Raw genomic sequence first — 20,119 nt, forward strand, 5'->3', positions numbered from 1 at the left:
TCCGGCAGGCTTCTCTGGTCCAGGTTTAACGGGGCCAGACGGTTCGAGCGAACGCTTCTGGATATCCGGACCTGTCAGAACGATTGCCGCCTTCTTGGTGCCGGAACGTGTCGTTGCCGGGCAAAGTCATAACGCTCCAGCAAGCGGTCAGCCTTTGCCGAAGCGAAAAGGTCATCCAGCAGCAAATGCGCCGCGCCGAACAGCGCGCCGTCCTCGCGCACGGTGGAAAGCACGATGGAAAGGTCGCGGGTGGCAAGGGGAAGACAGCGCTGGTAGACGAGTTCGCGGATACCCGACAGCATCAGGTCCCCGCCGCGCGCCAGGGTGCCCCCGATGACGATCAGGCTCGGATTGATGATGCTGACGACGTCGGAGATGACCTCGCCGATCGTGCGGCCGGCGGCCCGCAGCAGCATCAGCGCTTCAGGCTTGCGCTGCTCGACGAGGTCGATCACGTCGCGGGCGGTCTCGGCGTGGAAGCCGCGGGCCGAGAGATCGCGGGCGATCGCCCAGCCGGCGGCGCGCGCCTCCACGCAGCCGAACTTGCCGCAGCGGCAGAGCGGCGCGTCATCGGACAGGAACTGGATGTGGCCGATATCGCCGGCTGCGCCCTGCGCACCGCGGAAGAGCCGCCCGCCGGCGATCATGCCGCTGCCCATGCCCGTGCCGACCTTCACGAAGAGCATGTCGTCGACCGCCGGGACGCGGCGTTTGTGCTCGCAGATCGTCATCAGGTTCACGTCGTTCTCGACATAGACGGGCACATCGAACCGCGCCTTGAGGCGGCCGATGATGTCGAACTCGTCCCAGCCGGGCAGGACCGAGGGGCCGACGACGCAGCCCCGCTTGAAATCGACCGGTGTCGGCAGGCTGAGGCTGACGCCGAGGAAGAAGCCGTGCGTCTTTTCCGTCTCCGCCGCCAGGGCGGCGAAAGCGTCACCGATCTGCGCCAGCGTCGCCTCAGGCCCGCTCGCCACGGAAAAGGGCAGCGTCGTCTGGGACAGGATCGCCGGCGTCAGGTCCATGGCGGCGAGATGGATGTGCGTCTCGCCGATATTGGCGACGAGCAGAAAACCGCTCGCCCGGTTGATCGCCAGCACCCGGGTCGGCCGGCCGCCGCTCGGCAGGGTTTTTTCGGTCTCGCACACCAGGCCGCTCGCAAGCAGTGCGTTCAGCCGCTGCGTCACCGTCACGCGTGACAGGCCGGAGGCGGCAAGCAGCTCGGCGCGCGAGGCTGCAACGCCCGTCGCGATCAGGGAAAGGATGCCCCCCGCGCCGTCAAGCGTTGGTCTGTCGTGCCCCTCGTCCCCGCGCGCCATGCAAAACTCCTGTTTTCAGACCGGTTTAGCGACAAAGGCGCATGAGATAAAGCACGCAGTTCCACCGTCATGAGAACTTATGCATGGCGATGTACATAACATCACCGCATATATGCGCCTGTGCGGCGCCGCCTGATCCTGCAAAGCGCGGCGTAGCGGGGCGTGCCGGCCAAGGTCGAGAGCGAGAGGTTGGTCTGGGCGGAAAAAAGAACGTTGCGCGTCGCCCGGAAACCGCCCCCTCGGTATCGCGGATTTAATTTTGGATAGAAATTTACAAAAGATAAGCAATAGCCATTTGACTTCATCCAAAAGAGATGCGCTAATCCCTGCGGCCTTTGAGGAGAGGCCGTGTCCGCCAAAAGAGCCGGAGGGGCTCTACGGCATCGTCGGATTTGGGAGGATTCCATGTCGCTTCATCGCATTCGCGCATCCGTATATTCCACCGCCATGCGGACCGGTTTTGCCGCCGCCGGGCTCGCCCTCGGCCTTGCCCTTGGCGCAGGCTCCGCCGCCGCCGATGAGGTCATCATCGGCCTCGTCACGAAAACCGAGGTCAATCCGTTCTTCGTCAAGATGCGCCAGGCCGCCGAGGCCCGCGCCGCGGAGAAAGGCGTCAAGCTGATCGCCCGCGCCGGAAAGTTCGACGGCGACAACGAGGGCCAGGTCGCCGCGATCGAAGACCTGATCAGCGCAGGGGCCAAGGGCATCCTGGTCACGCCGAACAATTCGTCCGGCATGCTCGACGTCATCAAGAAGGCCCGCGAGGCCGGCGTGCTCGTCATCGCGCTCGACACGGCGACGGACCCGGCCGACGCGGTCGATGCCACGTTCGCCACGGACAATTTCGAGGCCGGCGTGCAGCAGGGCGCCTATGCCCGCAAGGCGATGGGCGACAAGCAGGCGGTCGTCGCCATGCTGGACGGCACGCCCGGTGGTACGGTCGACACCTTCCGCCATGACGGCTACCTGAAGGGTTTCGGCATCGCCGAGGGTGACCCGTCGATCGCGGGCGCGGCCATCACCAACGGCGCGCAGGACAAGGGCCAGGTCGGCATGGAGAACCTGCTCTCCAAGAACGGCGACATCAACGCCGTCTACACGATCAACGAGCCGGCCGCGGCCGGCGCCTATGCCGCGCTGAAATCCTTCGGCAAGGAGGCCGACGTGATGCTGACCTCGATCGACGGCGGCTGCGCCGGCGTGCGCGACGTGAAGGATGGCAAGATCGCCGCGACCGTGATGCAGTTCCCCTACAAGATGGCCTCCATGGGCGTCGACGCGGTGGTGGAATATGCGGCCTCCGGCAAGAAGCCGAGCGGGTTCGTCAACACCGGTTCCTTCCTGATCACCGACAAGCCGGTCGAGGGCCTGGAATCGAAGGACACCGCTTGGGGTCTTGAAAACTGCTGGGGTGACTGATCCTCTACCTCCCGGCGGGACCGTGCGTGGCCACGCGCCGCCGCGGTCCCGACCGGGCGGCCGGCCGCGCAAAACCTGATGCACGGGATGCCCATGAACACAGCCACCGTTTCCGACGCCGAGACGCCGCGGAGCCTGAAGGCCCGCATCCTGGGAACGCCCTCGGTGGGCCCGCTTCTGGTCCTTCTCGGCTTCTGCGTGATCTTCGCGCTGACCAATCCCCGCTTTCTCGCCACGCACAACCTGTCGATCATCCTGCAGCAGACGGTCATCATCGGCGTTCTGGCGATCGGCCAGACGCTGGTGATCCTGACCGCCGGCATCGACCTTGCCGTGGGCGCCATCTGCGTGCTCGGCACCATCGTCGCCGGCAAGCTGGTCAATCTGGGCTACGATCCCGTGCTCTCCATGGGTTTTGCCATCCTGCTCTGCACGGCTGCCGGCCTTGCGGCGGGCGGCCTTGTTTCCGGCCTGAGATTGCCGCCCTTCATCGTCACGCTCGGCATTCTCGGCATCCTGACCGCCGCCTTGCGGCTGATCTCGGAAGGCGGCGCCTTTCCGGTGCGTGACCCCTTCCTCGCCTGGACGGGCAACACGATGAAGCTCGGCGGCTTCGTGCTGACCTATGGCGTGCTGATCATGTTCACGCTCTACGCCGCCGTCTGGTATCTCCTGAACGAGACGAAATGGGGCCGCCACACTTACGCCATCGGCAACAACGCCGAGGCCGCCCGCCTCGTCGGCATTCCGGTGCGCCGCCACCTGCTCTCGGTCTATGTGCTCGCCGGCCTCATCTACGGCATCGCCGCCTGGCTGGCGCTCGGGCGCATTCCCAATGCCGATCCGAACGCCATGCAGAGCGCCAACCTCGATTCCATCACCGCCGTGGTGATCGGCGGCACCAGCCTGTTCGGCGGGCGCGGCGGCCTCATCGGCACATTGATCGGGGCGCTCATCGTCGGCGTTTTGCGCAACGGCCTGACGCTTGCCGGCATCGACCCGCTCTGGCAGGATCTCGTGACCGGCATCCTCGTCATCATCGCCGTCGCGCTCGACCAGATGTCCCGGAGGAAGAGCTGATGGCCGACAATCCCCCGCATGTCGTTCTCGAAGCGCGTAACGTGGTGAAGACCTACGGCCATGTCACCGCGCTCGACGGCGTCGACTTCGAGCTTCGCGCCGGCGAGATCCTCGCCGTCGTCGGCGACAATGGCGCCGGCAAGTCGACCCTCATCAAGACACTGACCGGAGCCGTGCACCCGACCAGCGGCGACATCCTGCTCGATGGGGCGCCGGTGCATTTCAAGGGGCCGCTCGACGCGCGCCATGCCGGCATCGAGACAGTCTACCAGGACCTCGCCGTCGCGCCTGCGCTCGACATCGCCGCCAATCTCTTCCTCGGCCGCGAATTGCGCGCGCCGGGCCTGCTCGGCCGCCTCTTCCGCCGCCTCGACAAGAAGCGCATGCGCGAGGAGGCCCGCCGCGCCATGGGCGAGCTGAAGTTCCGCCTGCCGGCGATCGACAATCCGGTGGAGTCGCTGTCGGGCGGCCAGCGGCAGGGCGTCGCCGTCGCGCGCGCGGCGCTCTTTGCCCGCAAGCTCGTCATCATGGACGAGCCGACCGCGGCGCTCGGCGTGCGCGAGACGGGGCAGGTGCTGGAGCTCATCCGCTCGATCCGCGACCGCGGCCTGCCCGTCGTCCTGATCAGCCACAACATGCCGAACGTCTTCGACATCGCCGACCGCATCCACATCATGCGCCTTGGCCGGCGCGCGGCCGTGGTCACCCCCAAAACCCATTCCATGAACGACGTCGTCGCCATCATGACCGGCGCGGCAACCGCCTGACCCTGTCCCGAACGGAGCAAGACATGTACCGCCTCGACCAGAAGCTCGCGCGCATCCGCGCCGGAAACTACACCCGCAGCGATTTCATCATCGCCGACGCCAAGGATGGCGACATGGGGCCGTCCATCACCTCCTGCGGGCCGAAGCGCGCGAAGGACGGCAGTTGGTCGCGCCACTATACTCGCCCGGAATTCCTGGAAAACATCCGCGCCATCGTCGAGCAGGACATCGTCGACATCATGCTCACCTCCGCCTCCAACATGGAGGCGCTGACGGATATGGGCGTCTTCAGGGGCAGCGCCGTCAAGCCGGCGATCCGCGCCAACGACACGACGGACGTCTGGGTCTGCCGCGGCGCGACCTATTCAAAACAGCCCTCGCGTCCGTTCCGCACGGCCTCGCTTTCGCGCGTCGCCACCGGCACGATCGATCCCGCGCCCGGCGCGCCGATAACGGGCACGGATCTCGGCCTCTATTCCATCACCTTCAACAACGACCTCGACCGCGACTATGAGGCGCTGGAAGCCTTCCATTGGTTCCGCGAGGATGCGGCACGCAACAATTTCAAATACTTCCTCGAAGTGTTCAATCCGAATGTGGCGTGCGGTATCGATCCCGAGCTGGTTCCACACTACGTCAACGACGTGCTGATGCGCTGCCTCGCCGGCGTCACCAAGGCGGACCGGCCACAGTTCCTGAAAATCCCGTTCAACGGCGCCAAGGCGCTGGACGAGCTCGCTGCCTATGATCCGAGCGTCATCGTCGGCGTCCTCGGCGGTGGCGCGGGCACGACGCGTGACTGCTTCGAGCTTCTCCACCAGGCCGAACGGTTCGGCGCCCGCGTCGCGCTGTTCGGGCGCAAGATCAACCTTGCCGAGGATCCGCTAGCGATGGTGCGTTTCATGCGTGAGGTCGCGTCCGGGTCGATCTCTCCGTCGGAGGCAGTGAAGGCCTATCACGCGAGCCTTTCCAGGGACGGGATCAAGCCGCTGCGCGATCTCTCCGCAGACAACGTCGTCACGGAAGCCGTGCTCAAGCCGGAAGAGAGCAGATGACGGGCGGACGGCGGGGCATCCTCACGGGCGGAACCTGGTGCGCGGACTACAATCGCACGGTCAGCCACTGGCCGGGCGAGGACGGCCTCGCCGAGCTCTTCGAGGAGGAGCGCCACGGCGGCGGTTCGAGCTGCAACCTGGCACTCGACATCAAACACCTCGATCCGAATATCCCCGTCGAGACGATCGGCCTCGTCGGGGATGACGACGACGGTCGCTACCTCAGGGAAACGGCCGCCGCAGCGGGTATCGACACGCGCCGGATGACGGTGACGCCCGACGCCGCCACGCAATTCTGCGACGCCTATGTCTCGCTGCGCTCGCATCGGCGCACCCATATCTTCCACGCCGGAACCGGGGCGCTGCTGACGCCGGACCATTTCGACTTTTCCGAAACGCGCATGCGCTACCTGCATCTCGGTCTTCCCGGCGTGCACCGCATTCTCGACGCGCCCTGGCAAGACGAGCCGAACGGCTGGGTGGCGGTGTTGAAGAAGGCACGCGCGGCAGGGCTTCAGACCAACCTGGAGCTGGCGAGCATCGACCGCGGCCTGATGGCCCGGCTCGTCGCACCCTGCCTGCCGCATCTCGACTTCCTGATCGTCAACGACATGGAGATCGGGGCGATCGCCGGTGTCGAGACCATCCTGGACGGCACATCCGACAAGGACGCCTGCCTGCGCGCCGCGCATGCCGTCTTGCAGCGCGGTGCGTTGAAACTGGTGACCGTGCACTGCCCCGCCTTCGCTATCGCCATCACCCGCACGGGAGAAAGCGCGATCCTGCCCTCGGTCGCCATTCCGGAGGGGGAGATCAGGGGCGCGAACGGAGCGGGCGACGCCTTTGCGGCCGGTATGCTCTACGGCCTTCACGAGGAGTGGCCCCTGGTCCAATGCCTCGAACTCGCCCACGCCGCCGCCGCCGTCTCGCTGCGCAGCGTGTCGACGACGGGGGCCATGCTGTTCTGGCGCGAATGTCTTTCGCTTGCCCGGCATTGGGGGCCGCGCAGCGGCACCTGACCGGACGGTGACGGTGGATGCGACTGCGATACAACACGGACTCGGCCTGTCGATCTTGGAAATGGCGGTCAGCAGGCCCGGCGAAGCCTGTCCCTTGACGGAGTGCCGGCACCAGCCGGCACTCCCACCCGCAAAATGGGCTCAGTGAGACGCGCCCGATCCGCCGGCGGCGACGATCGCGAAGGGCTGCCCTTCGACAGCGATGGTGCGGGTCTCCTTCAATGTCTCTGAATCGACGAGACGCACCAGGTTCTTGCGCGGGTCGGTGATCGCAATATGGTTCCCGGCAACCGCAAGGCGCGGGCGCGGGTCGCGCCAATGCCCGTCCTTGCTGTAGGGCTCGGTGACGGTTTCGGATCTGGTAATCACGCCGTCCACGACGTCCAGCAGATGGAGCTTGCCGTCTTCGGTCAGGATATAGCCGTTACGGGGCTTGGCGGGATCGAGGATGAAATCGACCCGCCGAAGCGGCAGCTCGACGAGGCGGTAGGGTTCCTTGGCATCGGCGTCGATGAGGACGACCTTGTCTTCTCCATAGTTTCCCAGAAAAAACTGCATGGAGGTGCCGCCGAGCAGGGTGGATACCTTGCCTTCCGGCAGCGTGCCGCCATAGGCGAGCATTTCCAGCTTCGGGCCATCCATGCCCCCCGGGCGGGCAACGAGTACGCCCTCGGCGCAGCCGAAAGCCACCAGCCGCGCCGAAGCCGCTTCTCCATGCAAGCCCGTGCAGGTCGCGACATCGCCCACCTGCCTGCCGTCCCTGTCCAGCACGCGCAGGCCAAGGCGGGGCGGCAGTTCGCCTTCCTTAACCGTCGCCTCCATGTTCGGCACGGAAACGAGGAGGTGGTTGCCCATCGGGACAGCGACGCCGTGATGCGCGGCGGTCGTGTCATAGGGCTTCAGGTCCGCCTTGCCTTCCAGCAGCGCACTTTCCTGGAGGAGGTCGAACTTGCCGCCGCGATCGTAGAAGACTGCGAGATCATCGCCATGGGCCACAACATGGCCGGGCTTCTCGCCGGTGATCGTCGTTTCAAGAAGCCGTGGCTCCGTGATCTCGATGTCCCGATGTTCGCCATGGTCCGAGAGCGCAATGCCGGTGTCGATCGCGTGGACCACGTTCTGGTCACCCTGGACGGCGAAAACCGTGCGTCCCGTGTCGCTCAGGGACAGCGCGGCATAGCCCGTCAGGTCGAAGCGGCCGATTTCCTTGTCCGTGCCCAGATCGATGGCGCGAACCACGGGCTGGGTGTGATCGGCGATGAACAGCCGCCAAGTCTCCTTCTGCTCTTCTTCGGCATGGGCCGCCAATGGAAAGGTGAGGGTCGCGAGGATGGTGGTGGCGAAAAGGACGCCGGAACCGGAGCGGAACATGCAATCTCCTATTAATGTAATAACGTAACATCTCCGTGTTATAGTGTTACACCCTGCTTGTCCAGCACCAGCAGACTTTCGTCTTCAAAAGCGGGGCCGAGGGGCCTGCAGGCGGCCTCGGGATATCGCGGCCGCTGCGGCGACGTGCTTGTCAGCAATGTCCTGCATTCAATCCGTGGGGCAGGACAGAGCGCGTTGAGCGAAACTGCGGCATTGCGCAACATCGCAGCGAATGCTGCAGTTCTGCGCATTTCCGAGGGTATTCCGGCGCATTTCCTCGCTTCCCTTTCGATTAAGGGTTGCTTCCGGCTGCGATTGTGACGGGATTGCCCGTGTCTTCTGGCGCGGCCCTCGCGATGAGGGTCTCCTTCGGATCGGGATGAAGAATGAAGATACATGTGCCAGGCACCGCCCATTTCGACGCCCTGCTGGTCGACTGGATCGACGGCGACGGCCGTATCTGCGCCGTCAACGCGGCGGAAGCGCGCGAACTCGCCATCTCGCTCGAGGAGAAGGAAAGCCTGCCGCTGGAGCGCATCTACAGCAGCACCTCGGCACAGATGCTGCGCGGCCTCGCCCGCGAAGGCCAGCCGTTCGCCTCCGGGCTCGCCGTCTGGGTGAATTCGCCGCAATATAGCGAAGTCCCCATGATCGCCACCGTGGTTCCCGATCCGGCCCGCGGGATCGCCGTCATCAAGCAGCCGCTGCCGGAAAGCGTGCTCGGCATCGGACCGGAGCTTGCCGAACGCGTGGAGATCCTTTCGCAGATGATCGGCGCGGCGACGGAGGCCTGCTGGTGCATCGAATTCCTCGAGCCGGTCGACACCGCACTGGCCGAAGACGAGATCGTCGAGCGCATCTTTTCCAACCAGAGCCGGTGGCGTGCCTGCAACGAGGCGATGGCGCGGCTCTACCGCGTGCCCGAGGGGCTCGATTTCAACGTCCAGCCGGTCTCGCGCTATTTCCCCGCAACCGAGATCAACCGCCGCATGGTGCGCGATCTCGTGCGCGCCGGCTACCGGCTCGACCGTGCCGCCGCCGTCGATCGCCGGCATGACGACAGCGAGATGCTGGTCGAGAACGATTTCCGTGCCGCGATCAAGGACGGCTTCCTCGTGCGCCTCTGGGGCACGACGCGCGACATCGGTGCGCATCGTCAGCGTGAGCAGCAGCTCGCCGACCGCGCCGACACGATGCAGGACATCTTGAGCGCCGTCCCGGATCCGATCCTCGTCATCTCCGAGGACGGGTTGCTCCTGGCAGCCAATCCGGCGGCGGAAAGCGTCTGGGGACGCACCGCCGAACAGGTTCTCGGTCGCCCGCTGCAGCAGTTCATCGAAACGCGCCACGCCCTCGACAAGCTCCGGCAGGCGGCCCTTGCCGGCGAGGACAGCGACGGCGAGTGCGACCTTGCCGTCATCGCCGCCGATGCAAGCCGGGATGTCTGGCGCTTCCGGGCCGCACGCATCGAAGGCGAGATGCGCCGCTATGTGCTGACCGCCCGGCGCAAGAGCCGCCGCAGGGCGCGGGGTTCCACGCAGGAGGCCATTTCGTGAAATTCTACGCCAACGACCTTACCGCCCCCGGCCAGCGGCGCCTGCGCCCCGCCTTCATCGACGAGCCGCAGTTCGGCGCGTTCCTCGACGCCTTTCCCGATGGCGTCGCCCTTCTGGAAACCGACGGAACCATCAAGCTCGTCAACGGCAAGCTCGAACTGCTGCTCAACCTCGCGCGCGGCGACCTCGTCGGCTCGGACCTTGCAAAACACGCCAAGACCGCCGGCACCCTGGTGCAGAAGCTTGCAAGCGCCCTGCGGCAGCTCAAGCGCATCGAGGTCTCCGGCACGCTCAATTCGCAGCGCAACGTCACCGCCTCGATCGGCATCCTGCGGACCCCGGACGGCGGCGCCTATGGCGCGCTTCTGACGATGCGCGAGACCGGCCGGCATCACCGCGGCTACGAGCGCAGTGACCATTTCCGCTTCGAGGCCGAGCCGCTGCCGGCCGCTGGCGGCGGCGGTCCCCTTCTTACGCCGCGTCTCAGCACCATCGCCCGCCGGGCGGCGATCGCCATCGAGCGCGGTAGCGCCGTGCTCCTGACCGGTGAAACCGGAACGGGCAAGACGGAGCTCGCCCGCTTCATCGGCAAAGCCGGCGCACCCGACGCCCCGCCCTTCGTGCATGTCAATTGCGGCATGCTGGCCGACGCGCAGTTCGACGCGGAGATGTTCGGCATCGAGCCGGGTTCGGCGCTGGATACGTCGACGCGCGGCAAGCTCGGTTTCGTGGAGGCCGCCGATGGCGGCACGCTCTTCCTCGACCAGGTGACGGATCTTTCGCCCGTCTCCCAGATGAAGCTCGTCGCCTTTCTCGAAAGCCAGACTTTCAGCCGCCTCGGCTCGATGCAGCGGCGCAAGGCGCGCATCAGCCTCATCACCGCCACCAATGCCGGGCTGCCGGACCTGATCGAGAGCGGCGCTTTTCGCCGCGACCTTTATTACCGCATCGCCGTCGTAACGCTGGAGCTGCCGACGCTGCGCGACCAGCCGGAGCTCGTCACCGCACTGACGGCACATGTTCTGCGCAGGCTGAATGCCGGGCGCACGCCGGCCTTGCAGCTTTCCCCGGCCTTCACGAAGCGGCTCGCCGCCCATGCCTATCCGGGCAATGTGCGCGAGCTGACCAACATCCTCGAGCGCGCGGCGGCGAGCGCCGAGGATATTGCGCTCGCCGAACATTTCATCGTGGCCCCGGATGCCGCGCCGCGTCCTTCCCCCGCTCTCTCGGCCAGCGGCGGGGAAACCGCGCCGGCAAGCTTCCGGGACCTGGTGCAGGCCTTCGAAAGCTGGGTCCTGGAAAAATCCATCGCAGAGCATGGAAGCAAGAGAAGCGCCGCCAAGGCGCTCGGTATCGATATCGCCACCCTCGTCCGAAAGACGAAGCGGACGAGATGACCAACAAAGACATGAAGGGGAACACACATGTCGATCATGCGCAGATCCGCAATTCTCGCCCTTGCCGCCGCAAGCCTCCTGCCGCAGGCGCTGGCCGCCCGGGCGGCCGAACTCAACTACCTCACCTGGGAAGGTTATGCCGTCGATGGCTTCATCTCGAAGTTCGAGGCGGCCTCGGGCTGCAAGGTAACGGCCTCCTATGTCGGCTCGAACGATGATTTCGCCGCCAAGCTCGCCGCCGGCGGCGGCGTCTACGATGTCATCACCCCCTCGCTGGACACCGTGCCGATGCTGCGGCTGGCCGGTTTCGTCGCGCCGATCGACACGGCGAAGGTCGAGGGCTTCGACGGCATCTATCCGGAATTCTCGAAGGAAAGCGACGTCGTGGCCGATGGCGAGACTTGGGCCGTGCCGCTGATCTGGGGCTCGGTCTCATTGATCTACCGCCCGGACAAGCTCGCAGCGACGCCGGATTCCATTTCCGTCCTCTTCGACCCCGAGCTGAAGGGCAAGATCTCGCTGTGGGACGACAAGTCCGCGCTCTACTGGACAGCGCGCTACCTTGGCTACGACAACGTTTTCGACCTCACAGACGAGCAGCTGGAGGCCGTGAAGGCCAAGCTTATCGAACAAAAGCCGCTGATCCGCAAATACTGGGCATCGGCCGGCGAGCTGACGGAGCTGATGGCCAACCAGGAGGTCTATGTCTCCAACGCCTGGACGGGTCTGACCAGCAAGGATGTCAACAACCTCAAGAAGGGCTTCGAGGTCGTCGAGTTCACGCCGAAGGAGAAGGCCGAGGGCTGGATGGATTCGATGATGCTGGTGAAGGATTCGCCGAACGAGGACTGCGCCTACAAGTTCATGAGCTTCATGCAGTCGGCCGACGGCCAGTGCGGTCTCGCCGAGGCCACCGGCTATTTCCCGGTTAATCCGAAGGCCGTCCAGGGCTGCATGAGCGATGCGCTCAAGAAGGAGCGACAGGTCGATAATGTCGAGTTCGTCAAGAGCCTCGTCATGTGGCAGCAGCCGGCGCGTCTCGACAAGTATCTCGAAACCTGGAACGCCGTGAAGGCGGCTCCGTAAGGCCGGGCGGAAGGCGTCGCGACGGGCGGCGCTTTCCGCTGTTGTACGAGACAGTTCACACGACGCGGGGACCCGATGACCTCCAGCCCGATTGTGGCGCTTGACGGCGTTGCGAAACGATACGGCGCATTCGTCGCCCTTCACGAGACCGACCTTGCCATCGCCGAGGGGGAGTTCGTCACCTTGCTCGGCCCTTCCGGCTGCGGCAAGACGACGACGCTGCGGCTGATCGGCGGCTTCGAGCAGGCAAGCGCCGGCCGCATCGCCATTGCAGGGCAGGACGTAACGGAGAGCCCGCCCTATCGCCGGCCGGTCAACACGGTGTTCCAGGACTACGCGCTCTTCCCGCACATGAGCGTGGCGGAGAACATCGGCTACGGCCTCTCCGTCCGCTCGGGCCGCCTGGAGAAGACGGAGCGGCGACGGCGCGTTGCCGAGGCGCTGGCCCTTGTCGGCTTGGAAGGCATGGCGGACCGCCGGCCCGGCGCCCTTTCGGGCGGCCAGCGCCAGAGGGTCGCCATGGCGCGCGCCGTCGTGCGCCGCCCGCGCGTCCTGCTGCTCGACGAACCGCTTTCGGCGCTCGACGTGAAGCTGCGCGAGGGCATGCAGGTGGAGCTGAAGCGGCTGCACCGCGAACTCGGCATTACCTTCCTGATGGTCACGCACGACCAGACCGAAGCGCTCGCCCTTTCCGACCGCATCGTCGTGATGCGGGAGGGCCGCATCGCCCAGATCGGTTCGCCGACCGATCTCTACGACCATCCGGCGACGCCCTATGTCGCCGATTTCATTGGCGCGGCAAACCTGCTGGAGGCCGAAGCGCTCGGTCGCGAGGGCGATGTATGTGCCTTCCGGCTTGTCAATGGCGCCACGCTGCGCAGCCGGCGACGGGAAGCCGCAGGGGCGGCGACGGGAAGCCGCGTAACCCTCGGCGTGCGGCCGGAGCGTATGATGGCGGCACGCCCGGAGACAGAGGCCGCGAATGCTCTCGATTGCATCGTCATGGAACGGCTCTTCCATGGCGACCGCCTGCGGATCGAGCTTGCGCCGGAGGGGGGCGGAAAACCGCTCTTCGCCGAACTCGCCCGCACGGCGCTTCCGGCAACGGTTTCCGCCGGCAGCCGCCTTGCCGTGCATATCGATCCGGACGACGTGATGGTCTTTGATGCGGGAGGCGGCAAATGACGTTGACGCGTCGCACCTTCCCGGGCTTTGCCGCCCTGTTTTCGCTGCCGCTCGCCTGGGTGCTGCTGCTGATGGTCGTGCCCTATGCCATCATGGTGGCGGTGGGCTTCTGGACGCGGCAGTTTCCGCTGTTCTATCCGGATTTCCAGTTCGGCAACTACGCGCAGATCCTCGCCGACCCGCAATACACGACCGTCATCCTGCGCACGCTGAAGATCGCCGCCCTCGTCACCGTCTGCGCGCTGCTGCTCGGCTATCCGCTCGCCTACTTCCTCGTCTTCACCATCCGCTCGCAGAAGGTGCGCAACCTCCTCTACATGTCGGTGATCGTGCCCTTGTGGGTGTCCTACCTGCTGCGCGCCTATACGTGGAAGATCATCCTCGGCACAGACGGCGCGCTGAATTCGCTGCTCGTCTCCACCGGCCTTGTCTCCGCGCCGCTCGATATCTTCCTCTACAACCAGACCGCCATGGTGGTGACGCTCGTCTATATCTTCGTGCCATTCATGGTGATGCCGCTCTTCACCGTGCTCGACAATATTCCGCGCCGCCTTCTCGAAGCCTCGGAAGACCTCGGCGTCGGGCCGTTCATGACCTTCTGGAAAGTGATCTTTCCGCTGTCGCTCGGCGGCGTCGTTGCGGGGGCGACCATGACCTTCTGCCTGTCCTTCGGCGATTTCGTCGCTCCCGTGCTCGTCGGCGGGCCGGGCGGGACGATGGTGGCGAACCTTCTGCAGACGCAGTTCGGCGCCGCGCTCAACTGGCCGCTCGGCTCGGCGCTGGCGACGCTCGTTCTCGCGCTGGTGCTGATCCTCCTGCAACTCTCCAGCCGCCTCGACCGGGCCGGCCGGATCGACCTTTGAGGAGGCGGGCATGCTGCGCTTGAGATGGTGGCAGAAGGGCATGGTGGGGGTGAGCCTCGGCGTCCTCGCCTTCCTCTACCTGCCGATCGTCATGCTGGTGATCTTCTCCTTCAACGACAGCAAGGTGACCTCCTTCCCGCTCGCGGGCTTCACGCTGCATTGGTACGAGGCCTTCCTCGCCAATGCACAGATGCTCCGGGCGCTCGCCAACAGCCTGTGGGTTGCCCTTTTCGCCACCGCGCTTTCCGTCGTCATCGGCGTGACGGCGGCGCTCGCGCTCGACCGCTACGACTTTCCCGGCAAGCGGCTGTTTCAGAACGTCATCCTCCTGCCCCTCAGCCTGCCGGGCATCGTCACCGGCATCGCCATGTTGAATTTCTACAAGCAGATCGGCATCCCGCAGAGCCTGACGGCGGTGGTGATCGGTCATGCGACGGCGCTGCTCGGCGTCGTCGTCTCGCAGGTGATGGCGCGGCTTGCCAAGATCAACCGCCGCCAGTTCGAGGCCTCCGCCGATCTCGGCGCCACGCCCTTAGAGACCTTCCGCAATGTCACGCTTCCCGGCATCCGCAGCGCTATCCTCGGCTCGGCATTGCTCTGCTTCACGCTCTCCTTCGACGAGATCCCCGTCACCTATTTCCTGACGGGGCGCGAGGTGACGTTGCCGATCTACATCTATTCGACGCTCCGGCGCGGCATCACGCCGGAGATCAACGCCATCGGCACGGTGATCGTCGCCGTGTCCTTCGTCCTTATCGTCCTCTCGGTCACGCTTCTGCGCGAGCGGGAGCGATCCTGATCCATGGAAGGGAGAACAAGCATGGACGCCTCGACCTACACCCGTGACTTCTGGCGCAGCAAGGCCGCATCGTTGACATTCCGCACGCAGCACTTCATCGACGGGGCCTATGTCGCTTCCACCGATGGGCGCACCTTTCCGACGATCAATCCGGCGACCGGCGAAACCATCGCCGAGGTCGCGCGCGGCGGGGCGGCCGAAATCGACCGGGCCGTCGCCGCCGCGCGCAAGGCCTTCCGCTCCGGCGTCTGGTCGCGCATGGACCCGCGCGCCCGGATGGCGGTGCTGGAAAAGTTCTCCGCCCTCGTCGAGGCGCATGCGGAGGAATTCGCCGTGCTCGACAGCCTCGACATGGGCAAGCCGGTGATGGACATAATGAACATCGACATTCCCGGCTCGGTCATGTCGCTGAAGTTCTTCTCCGAGACGATCGACAAGATCGAGGGCGCGGTGACGGCGACGGCGGCGAATGCGCTGCACTACATCCTGCGCCAGCCGCTCGGCGTCGTCGGCCTCATCGTGCCTTGGAACTATCCGCTGATGATGGCCGCCTGGAAGCTCGGCCCGGCGCTCGCCACCGGCAACGCCGTCGTGCTGAAGCCGGCCGAGCAATCGCCGCTGTCGGCCAACCTGCTGGCCGAACTCTTCATCGAGGCCGGCGGGCCGGCGGGCGTGCTCAATGTCGTGCACGGGCTCGGCGAGGAGGCCGGCAAGGCGCTGGCGCTGCACGACGACGTCGACAAGATCGGTTTCACCGGCTCAACCGAGGTCGGCAAGCTCCTGATGATCTATGCCGGCCAGTCGAACATGAAGCGCGTCTCGACGGAGTGCGGCGGCAAGACCCCGCAGATCGTGCTCGGTGACTATGACGACCTCGACACCGCCGTCACCTATGCCGTCAACGGCATCTACGGCAACCAGGGCGAAGTCTGCAATGCCGGTTCGCGCATCCTGGTCGAAAAGAGCATCCACGACGATTTCGTCGAGCGTTTCATCGCCCGCACCCGGGAAAACTTCGTGCTGGGCGATCCGCTCGATCCGTCGACGACCATCGGCCCGCTTGTCACCGCCTCGCACCAGAAACGTGTCCTGGACTATATCGATATCGGCCGAAAGGAAGGCGCGGCACTGCGCTTCGGCGGCGGCACATTCACCCCCGCGCCGACAGGCGCCTATGTCGAGCCGACGCTCTTCACCGGCGTCGACAACGGCATGCGTATCGCCCGCGAAGAAATATTCGGCCCTGTCGCCGCCATCATCCCGGTCGACGGGATCGATGATGCCATCGAAATCGCCAACGATTCGATCTACGGCCTCGCCGCCTCGGTCTGGACGCGCGACATTTCCAAGGCGCACCGCTTTGCCCGCGATATCGAGGCCGGCGTCGTCTGGGTCAACTGCTTCGACCACGGCGACATGACCTCGATCTGGGGCGGCTACAAGCAGACCGGCAACGGCCGCGACAAATGCCTCGAAGCCCTCACCCAATACACGCAGACGAAGTCCGTCTGGGTCAATCTGGATTAGTACCTGAAAGCTGATTGCCGGAGGCGGCGCACCTCGCGCTGCCCATGCGGCCCGACATCTGCCCGGCGACAGGCATTTCATCCCTGGCGAAGATCCGCGTGTGCCTGTCTGCCTTGCTGCCTCCGGATCTAAAACCGATAGGTCAGGCCGAGCACGGGGCCACTGAGGCGCGTATCGAAGACGTGGCCGTCATGTTTATAATCGACGTCCAGAACCTTATACCCGGCCGAAAAGGACAAGTTGTCGGTGAACGTGTAGTTCACCGTCGCCAATACGGACCAGATGAGGTCGGATCCCGCACCGAAACCGCCGATATCGGCCTGCCCGTGCAGCGAGAGCTTGTCCGTCAGGCTGACAAACAGGCGGGCACCGATGATCGGATCCACCCAGCCGAAGCTCTCTTCGTGACTGGCGGTGACCGTCCCGATCAGCGGATGGCGTGCCGTGACCGACACGTCATTGGAAATGTACCAGAAGCGTGCACCGCCGAGGGCGTCGAGGGTGAACTCCGGCGTGTCGAGGACGCGGTAGCCGCCCTGCAGCGTCGCCATGAACTCCTGCGTATCGACATCCGCATCGACGCTCGCCCCTGCCGGTATCCTGCCCAGCCCGGGAATCTGGAAAGCCGCCAGCGGGCCTGTCGCGTGACTCTCCGTCGTATCGACATACATGATGTCGCCGGAAAGGACGAAGTTGTCGTAACGCCCCCAGATATTGATGAACCCTCCGAAATTGAAATCGTCCATCACGTCGGAGAAGGACTTCTCGACGTGAAGGGTCGGTGCGCGACGGAAGGGTGATATATCGCCCTCGATACCGGTGGCCCACAGATAAGGCGTCACCTGCAGCGCCCAGCCCGGGTGCCCGGCTGCACCCGCGGCCGGATCGGTCGCCATCCCGGCAAGATCATCCGCAGCATGGGCGACGGGCGTGGCGCACAACGTCAGGAAAACGGCAGCAGCCAATCTGTTCAAGCAAGCCTCCTCTCACGCCGGCAGCGTGTTCTTGTGGATACGCCCATCCTTCATCACCATCACAAGCGTGCGGTCGGGATCGGCGATCAGCGCAATGTCCCGGAGCGGGTCGCCGTCGACCACCAGCAGATCGGCATAAGCGCCGGCCTCGATGACGCCGAGCTTTGCCGGGTAAGGATTGCGTGCCCCGCAAAGGCCGGCAAGCTCCGCATTCCCACTGGTCAGCAGCCGCAGCACGTCGGCATTGTCATACCATCGCGCAAACTTGGCGAGTTGCCGGCCCTGCGTCGCAGTCCCCTTTGGGCTGAAGAGAATATCGGTTCCAAGCGCCATTTTCACCTGATGCTTGCGCCCGAGCTCGACAGCGCGCGCCGTTCCATCGGCGATCTGCTGCTGATGGGCGCGCTGTTCCGGCGAGGGATAGCTGTTCGAATCCTCGTCCGCGAGAAAGGGCTGTATGCTCCACCATGCCCCGGCCCCCGCAATACGCTTGACCGTCTCCTCGTCGGCAAGCTGGCCGTGCTCGATCGACTGGATACCGCAGTCGAGGGCGCGGCGGATGGCAGCGGACGTATAGGCATGAATGCACACATAGGTGCCCCAATCCGCCGCCGCCGAAACCGCCGCCCGCATTTCGGCATCGGAATACTGGAGCGCATCGATCGGATCGAAGGCGGAGGCAACGCCGCCACCGCCCATGATCTTGATCTGGCTGGCGCCGAGCATGAGCTGCTCGCGCACCCGGCGCAGCACTTCGGCTTCGCCATCGGCGATGGCCGATATGCCCGCCCGCTCGGCCACGCTGAGATCGCTTTGCGCCGTACGGGGCAGGTCCGTCCGCATGCGGAAATCGCCGTGACCGGACGTCTGCGAGATCATGGCGCCGGCGGGATAGATGCGAGGGCCGGCGATGCGGCCTTCGTCAATGGCCCGCTTCAAGGCAAAGGCAGGTCCCCCGACATCCCGGACCGTCGTGAAACCGCGCAGCACGGTGCGCTCGGCTTCCTGCGCGGCAACGAGATGCACATAGGGGATATCCGCTGTCATGGCAGCGACCTGGGAGATGCCGGCGAGGATGGAATGCCAGTGGGCGTCGATCATGCCGGGCATCAATGTGCGCCCGCCGCAATCGATCACCTGCACATCGGAAACGGCATCCGCGACCGGGACCAGCGCCTTGATGCGATTGCCTTCGACAAGCACGTCCCGCCCTTGCAGGAGCGTACTGCTCTTTCCATCGAAAATATTGACGTTTTGCAGCCGTACGGGCCTTGCGGGCGCCTGCGCGAAAGCGGGGCTCACCGCACCAAGCGCCGGGGCTGCAAGGCTGGCCGCGATGCCCTTCAGGACGGAACGGCGCGACAGGCCTTCGTTTATGCGCGCGAAAAGTTGCCCGGCCTGCTGGCCATGACAGGCGCATGCACCACCATGGACAAGGTGGCGATACTTGTCTCCGAAACGAAACGCCAAGATATCCCCTCCCACCTTCCCGGTATGTGGCCGGTCAAATGCCTGCCGACCAGTTAAGCCGATTTGACTTCCTCCAACAAGCACGATCTCCTAGTATAGGTTGCATTCCCGATCGCGGAACGGAGGACAACCGATGCGCTTGCGGACGTCGCTTTCGGCCACCTGCGCCGCCATCCTGCTTTCCACCGCCATGCTGACGACATCGGCCGCGCAGGCCTGCACGCGTTTCGTCTACCATGGTGCCGGCGGCCAGGTCATCACGGCACGCTCCATGGACTGGAAAACCGATGTCGGAACAAATCTCTGGATATTCCCGCGCGGCATGGAGCGCACCGGGCAGGCCGGGCCGAATTCCGTCCAGTGGACCTCAAAATATGGCAGCGTCATCGCTTCGGGCTACGATATTTCCACGACCGACGGAATGAACGAGGCGGGCCTCGTGGCCAATGTGCTGTGGCTCGTCGAATCCGACTATCCGGCCTATGACGGCACGTCGCCCGCCCTGTCGCTTGCCGCCTGGGCACAATATGTCCTCGACAATTTCGCGACCGTCGAGGAGGCTGTCGCCACGCTGGAGAAGAACCCCTTCACCATCGTCACCGACACTGTGCCGGGAGAAGAGCGGCTGGCAACGCTGCATCTCTCGCTTTCGGATGGCAGCGGCGACAGCGCGATCATCGAATATATCGACGGCAGGCAGGTCATCCATCACAGCCGCGATTATCAGGTGATGACAAACTCGCCGGTCTTCGACCAGCAACTGGCCCTCAACGCATATTGGAAGCAGATCGGCGGGACCGTCATGTTGCCCGGCACGAACCGCGCGTCGGACAGGTTCGCGCGTGCCTCGTTCTATGTGAACGCCATCCCGAAAAGCGAAGACGCCGTCGAGGCGATCGCAAGCGTTTTCAGCGTGATCCGCAACGTCTCCGTCCCCTACGGCATCACCACGCCCGACCAGCCCAATATTTCCTCGACACGCTGGCGGACGGTCGTCGACCACAAGCGCAGACTCTACTTCTTCGAATCCGCCGTGACGCCGAACGTATTCTGGGTCGACCTCACGAAGCTGGATCTGTCGAAAGAAACGGGAACGGTAAGGAAACTCGACCTCGGTCCGAACCAGAGCCATATCCATTCCGGAATGGTCAACGATCAGTTCAAGGACAGCCAACCATTTACGTTCCTTGGGCCGAGGTGATCAGAACATGGCCGAGCCGACAACCGCAGAG

Annotated in this window: 18 protein-coding genes; 14 read left to right on the plus strand and 4 right to left on the minus strand. The window is 65.0% G+C overall.

Annotated elements, in window-relative coordinates:
• Positions 1 to 74: 74 nt before the first annotated feature.
• Complete coding sequence (locus tag AABQ55_RS35495; RefSeq protein ID WP_272809502.1) at positions 75 to 1,319, minus strand: ROK family transcriptional regulator; 1,245 nt, start codon at positions 1,317 to 1,319, stop codon at positions 75 to 77.
• A 405-nt stretch (positions 1,320 to 1,724) separates the two neighbouring features.
• Between AABQ55_RS35495 and AABQ55_RS35500 the strand changes: the two genes are divergently transcribed.
• From AABQ55_RS35500 to AABQ55_RS35520, 5 genes are all read left to right on the plus strand, one after another.
• Positions 1,725 to 2,738 (plus strand): substrate-binding domain-containing protein, encoded by a 1,014-nt coding sequence (locus AABQ55_RS35500; protein ID WP_443021341.1) that lies wholly within the window; start codon positions 1,725 to 1,727, stop codon positions 2,736 to 2,738.
• Between the two features lie 93 nt (positions 2,739 to 2,831).
• Positions 2,832 to 3,818, plus strand: a complete 987-nt coding sequence (locus tag AABQ55_RS35505; RefSeq protein ID WP_272809501.1) for an ABC transporter permease — start codon at positions 2,832 to 2,834, stop codon at positions 3,816 to 3,818.
• Positions 3,818 to 4,585, plus strand: coding sequence for an ATP-binding cassette domain-containing protein (locus AABQ55_RS35510; RefSeq protein ID WP_272809500.1), 768 nt, complete (start codon positions 3,818 to 3,820; stop codon positions 4,583 to 4,585). The genes AABQ55_RS35505 and AABQ55_RS35510 overlap by 1 nt, the downstream gene beginning before the upstream one ends.
• A 23-nt stretch (positions 4,586 to 4,608) precedes the next feature.
• A complete protein-coding gene (locus tag AABQ55_RS35515; RefSeq protein ID WP_272809499.1) occupies positions 4,609 to 5,640 on the plus strand; it encodes a hypothetical protein in 1,032 nt (343 codons plus the stop codon).
• The gene (locus AABQ55_RS35520; RefSeq protein WP_272809498.1) at positions 5,637 to 6,659 is read left to right on the plus strand and encodes a carbohydrate kinase family protein; all 1,023 of its coding nucleotides are present in this window, start codon (positions 5,637 to 5,639) and stop codon (positions 6,657 to 6,659) included. Before AABQ55_RS35515 ends, AABQ55_RS35520 begins: the two co-directional genes overlap by 4 nt.
• 141 nt (positions 6,660 to 6,800) lie before the next feature.
• On the opposite strand, the gene aztD is transcribed toward AABQ55_RS35520, so the two are convergent.
• Entirely contained in the window at positions 6,801 to 8,030 is a 1,230-nt protein-coding gene (gene aztD / locus AABQ55_RS35525) for a zinc metallochaperone AztD (protein ID WP_272809497.1), read from the minus strand.
• A 386-nt stretch (positions 8,031 to 8,416) separates the two neighbouring features.
• Here aztD and AABQ55_RS35530 point away from each other — a divergent pair, with 386 nt between their 5' ends.
• The 7 genes from AABQ55_RS35530 to AABQ55_RS35560 all read left to right on the plus strand — a co-directional run bounded on the left by AABQ55_RS35530 (position 8,417) and on the right by AABQ55_RS35560 (position 16,443).
• On the plus strand, positions 8,417 to 9,586 hold the full coding sequence (locus tag AABQ55_RS35530) for a PAS domain-containing protein (protein ID WP_244770502.1): 1,170 nt from the start codon (positions 8,417 to 8,419) through the stop codon (positions 9,584 to 9,586).
• Entirely contained in the window at positions 9,583 to 10,983 is a 1,401-nt protein-coding gene (locus tag AABQ55_RS35535; protein ID WP_272809496.1) for a sigma 54-interacting transcriptional regulator, read from the plus strand. The genes AABQ55_RS35530 and AABQ55_RS35535 overlap by 4 nt, the downstream gene beginning before the upstream one ends.
• Positions 10,984 to 11,010: 27 nt before the next feature.
• Complete coding sequence (locus AABQ55_RS35540; protein ID WP_272809495.1) at positions 11,011 to 12,069, plus strand: ABC transporter substrate-binding protein; 1,059 nt, start codon at positions 11,011 to 11,013, stop codon at positions 12,067 to 12,069.
• Between the two features lie 75 nt (positions 12,070 to 12,144).
• Positions 12,145 to 13,254: an ABC transporter ATP-binding protein gene (locus tag AABQ55_RS35545; RefSeq protein ID WP_272809494.1), complete on the plus strand. Its 1,110-nt coding sequence runs from the start codon at positions 12,145 to 12,147 to the stop codon at positions 13,252 to 13,254.
• A complete protein-coding gene (locus AABQ55_RS35550; RefSeq protein ID WP_272809493.1) occupies positions 13,251 to 14,117 on the plus strand; it encodes an ABC transporter permease in 867 nt (288 codons plus the stop codon). The genes AABQ55_RS35545 and AABQ55_RS35550 overlap by 4 nt, the downstream gene beginning before the upstream one ends.
• A 10-nt stretch (positions 14,118 to 14,127) precedes the next feature.
• A complete protein-coding gene (locus tag AABQ55_RS35555) occupies positions 14,128 to 14,916 on the plus strand; it encodes an ABC transporter permease (protein ID WP_272809492.1) in 789 nt (262 codons plus the stop codon).
• A gap of 21 nt (positions 14,917 to 14,937) precedes the next feature.
• Positions 14,938 to 16,443, plus strand: a complete 1,506-nt coding sequence (locus tag AABQ55_RS35560) for an aldehyde dehydrogenase (RefSeq protein ID WP_272809491.1) — start codon at positions 14,938 to 14,940, stop codon at positions 16,441 to 16,443.
• Positions 16,444 to 16,571: 128 nt separating this feature from the next.
• Here the strand turns inward: AABQ55_RS35560 and AABQ55_RS35565 are convergent, their stop codons facing one another.
• Complete coding sequence (locus AABQ55_RS35565; RefSeq protein WP_272809562.1) at positions 16,572 to 17,339, minus strand: hypothetical protein; 768 nt, start codon at positions 17,337 to 17,339, stop codon at positions 16,572 to 16,574.
• A 90-nt stretch (positions 17,340 to 17,429) separates the two neighbouring features.
• Positions 17,430 to 18,518 carry a metal-dependent hydrolase family protein gene (locus tag AABQ55_RS35570; protein ID WP_272809490.1) on the minus strand — a complete coding sequence of 363 codons (1,089 nt, stop codon included), beginning with the start codon at positions 18,516 to 18,518 and terminating at the stop codon, positions 17,430 to 17,432.
• On the opposite strand from AABQ55_RS35570, the gene AABQ55_RS35575 reads away from it, so the two are divergent.
• Both AABQ55_RS35575 and AABQ55_RS35580 read left to right on the plus strand, forming a co-directional pair.
• Positions 18,504 to 18,944 (plus strand): hypothetical protein, encoded by a 441-nt coding sequence (locus AABQ55_RS35575; protein ID WP_272809489.1) that lies wholly within the window; start codon positions 18,504 to 18,506, stop codon positions 18,942 to 18,944. The genes AABQ55_RS35570 and AABQ55_RS35575 overlap by 15 nt on opposite strands.
• Before the next feature lie 76 nt (positions 18,945 to 19,020).
• Positions 19,021 to 20,088 (plus strand): linear amide C-N hydrolase, encoded by a 1,068-nt coding sequence (locus tag AABQ55_RS35580; protein ID WP_272809488.1) that lies wholly within the window; start codon positions 19,021 to 19,023, stop codon positions 20,086 to 20,088.
• Positions 20,089 to 20,119 lie beyond the last annotated feature (31 nt).

Origin of the sequence: Shinella sp. WSD5-1, assembly GCF_963942435.1 — a bacterium.
Classification (GTDB): domain Bacteria; phylum Pseudomonadota; class Alphaproteobacteria; order Rhizobiales; family Rhizobiaceae; genus Shinella; species Shinella yambaruensis.

Excerpts from the sequence above, each read along its gene's own strand:
- AABQ55_RS35495 (WP_272809502.1), bottom strand. The coding sequence starts at position 1,319 with ATGGCGCGCGGGGACGAGGGGCACGACAGACCAACGCTTGACGGCGCG.
- AABQ55_RS35500 (WP_443021341.1), top strand. The coding sequence starts at position 1,725 with ATGTCGCTTCATCGCATTCGCGCATCCGTATATTCCACCGCCATGCGG.
- AABQ55_RS35505 (WP_272809501.1), top strand. The coding sequence starts at position 2,832 with ATGAACACAGCCACCGTTTCCGACGCCGAGACGCCGCGGAGCCTGAAG.
- AABQ55_RS35510 (WP_272809500.1), top strand. The coding sequence starts at position 3,818 with ATGGCCGACAATCCCCCGCATGTCGTTCTCGAAGCGCGTAACGTGGTG.
- AABQ55_RS35515 (WP_272809499.1), top strand. The coding sequence starts at position 4,609 with ATGTACCGCCTCGACCAGAAGCTCGCGCGCATCCGCGCCGGAAACTAC.
- AABQ55_RS35520 (WP_272809498.1), top strand. The coding sequence starts at position 5,637 with ATGACGGGCGGACGGCGGGGCATCCTCACGGGCGGAACCTGGTGCGCG.
- aztD (WP_272809497.1), bottom strand. The coding sequence starts at position 8,030 with ATGTTCCGCTCCGGTTCCGGCGTCCTTTTCGCCACCACCATCCTCGCG.
- AABQ55_RS35530 (WP_244770502.1), top strand. The coding sequence starts at position 8,417 with ATGAAGATACATGTGCCAGGCACCGCCCATTTCGACGCCCTGCTGGTC.
- AABQ55_RS35540 (WP_272809495.1), top strand. The coding sequence starts at position 11,011 with ATGTCGATCATGCGCAGATCCGCAATTCTCGCCCTTGCCGCCGCAAGC.
- AABQ55_RS35545 (WP_272809494.1), top strand. The coding sequence starts at position 12,145 with ATGACCTCCAGCCCGATTGTGGCGCTTGACGGCGTTGCGAAACGATAC.
- AABQ55_RS35550 (WP_272809493.1), top strand. The coding sequence starts at position 13,251 with ATGACGTTGACGCGTCGCACCTTCCCGGGCTTTGCCGCCCTGTTTTCG.
- AABQ55_RS35555 (WP_272809492.1), top strand. The coding sequence starts at position 14,128 with ATGCTGCGCTTGAGATGGTGGCAGAAGGGCATGGTGGGGGTGAGCCTC.
- AABQ55_RS35560 (WP_272809491.1), top strand. The coding sequence starts at position 14,938 with ATGGACGCCTCGACCTACACCCGTGACTTCTGGCGCAGCAAGGCCGCA.
- AABQ55_RS35565 (WP_272809562.1), bottom strand. The coding sequence starts at position 17,339 with ATGGCGACCGATCCGGCCGCGGGTGCAGCCGGGCACCCGGGCTGGGCG.
- AABQ55_RS35570 (WP_272809490.1), bottom strand. The coding sequence starts at position 18,518 with ATGATCGACGCCCACTGGCATTCCATCCTCGCCGGCATCTCCCAGGTC.
- AABQ55_RS35580 (WP_272809488.1), top strand. The coding sequence starts at position 19,021 with ATGCGCTTGCGGACGTCGCTTTCGGCCACCTGCGCCGCCATCCTGCTT.